Here is a 1,440-nt window from a genome sequence, read left to right on the forward strand (position 1 = left end):
GATTAGAAAATTGACAAATAATATTAATGCTATGACTGATGTCACGGAATTAAGTACTTTAAAACTCACCATGTTAAATCTCAAATGCCTAACACCCGCATAAAGGGCAGTAACACATGGGCAATAATTTGAGCGAAGCGACAGTGCCCATGTGTTACTGTCCCAGCGAGCTTGCGAGCGAGTTAATGCGCTTGTTAGAGCTACTACCCCAGAGATACGCTCTTTATTTGAAGCCCATCCTCTGCGTCCTTTGCATGTTTACCAGCTTTAGCATTTTTCAAAATTGCTTCAGCATCCGTATCTGAAAGGCTAACGTGTGGTGGGTTTGTATGTTTTATTTGGAATACATATTTTAAATAGAGGGCAAAGAATGCGAGCGAAATTATTAAAGTTATCGCACCGACAATCGATGAACCTACAGAAATTTTTCCTGCCGTTTCTATCTGAATCTCTGTGCTTAGTGACGACATATCACCTAATTCGATAGCGTACTGAAGTTGAATGAACGAAAATACTAAGCCTGAAACCACTAGGGCAAGGACAACAAAAGTTATAATCCAGTTTGCCAAAATTTGTTGACCAAAAACTTTTTGCGGATAACCGAATCGCCACTTTAAATGGTTTATATACGCTTTCTCTAATTGTTGCCATTCAGGGGTTTTTAGTTCTTCTTCTTTTTTTGCATCCCTTAATTCGGACCACTGCTTAATCAAGCTTGCAATGGATGCCGCAGAGACCCCTGTCGCCGTTTCTATAATAAAACTCATAAACTATCCTTAGTAGCTCTAACACCCCAAGAAGGGGCAATTACACGTGGGCTATAATACGGAACGAAGTGACGGGAGCCCACGTGTAATTGTCCCGTTTACTTGGCTTGTTATGCTGTTATCTATTGGAGTTGACCAAAGACAAAGCTTGAAACCTCCGACTTAAGCGCACCGGCAATGTGGATGCAAATCTCTTCATCACATACTATTTCCGACTTAAATTTTGAAAATTCATTTTCTTCCAATACAAATGAATAGTGTGAGAGATCGTAGAGTTTACCTGATAAAAAATTACGAACTGTCTTACTACGTTTCAACTCTTCAAAGCTTGTAGCGTTATATTTTACGAACCATATCCATGCATCATCTTTCTCGTTTATTTCGTGAGATTCACAAATAAATTTCACGCTTGACTCATTAAACACCGATGGCCGAGCAGCAAACGTACAATTGTTTGGTAAATGTATGGTTTTATTAAAAACCCAAACGGGTATACCTTCTATATCCGCATAGCAAACAAGTGGAAAGAGTAATAATACGAGAAATTTTGCCAAAACTTTCCTTAATCAGCATAACACCCACATAAGGGGCAGTAATACGTGGGCTAAAATCCGAGCGAAGCGACAGAGCCCACGTGTTACTGTCCCAGGGAGCTTGCGACCGACTTAATGTG

2 protein-coding genes are annotated in these 1,440 nt (G+C 39.9%); both read right to left on the minus strand.

What is annotated here, in order from left to right:
* Nucleotides 1-203: 203 nt before the first annotated feature.
* Nucleotides 204-767, minus strand: coding sequence for a hypothetical protein (locus tag ACXAGC_RS20350; RefSeq protein ID WP_474846825.1), 564 nt, complete (start codon nucleotides 765-767; stop codon nucleotides 204-206).
* Nucleotides 768-889: 122 nt separating this feature from the next.
* Entirely contained in the window at nucleotides 890-1,321 is a 432-nt protein-coding gene (locus ACXAGC_RS20355; protein WP_474846827.1) for a hypothetical protein, read from the minus strand.
* Between the last annotated feature and the right edge of the window lie 119 nt (nucleotides 1,322-1,440).

It is taken from the genome of Alteromonas sp. AWJ4_197 (genome assembly GCF_056160285.1).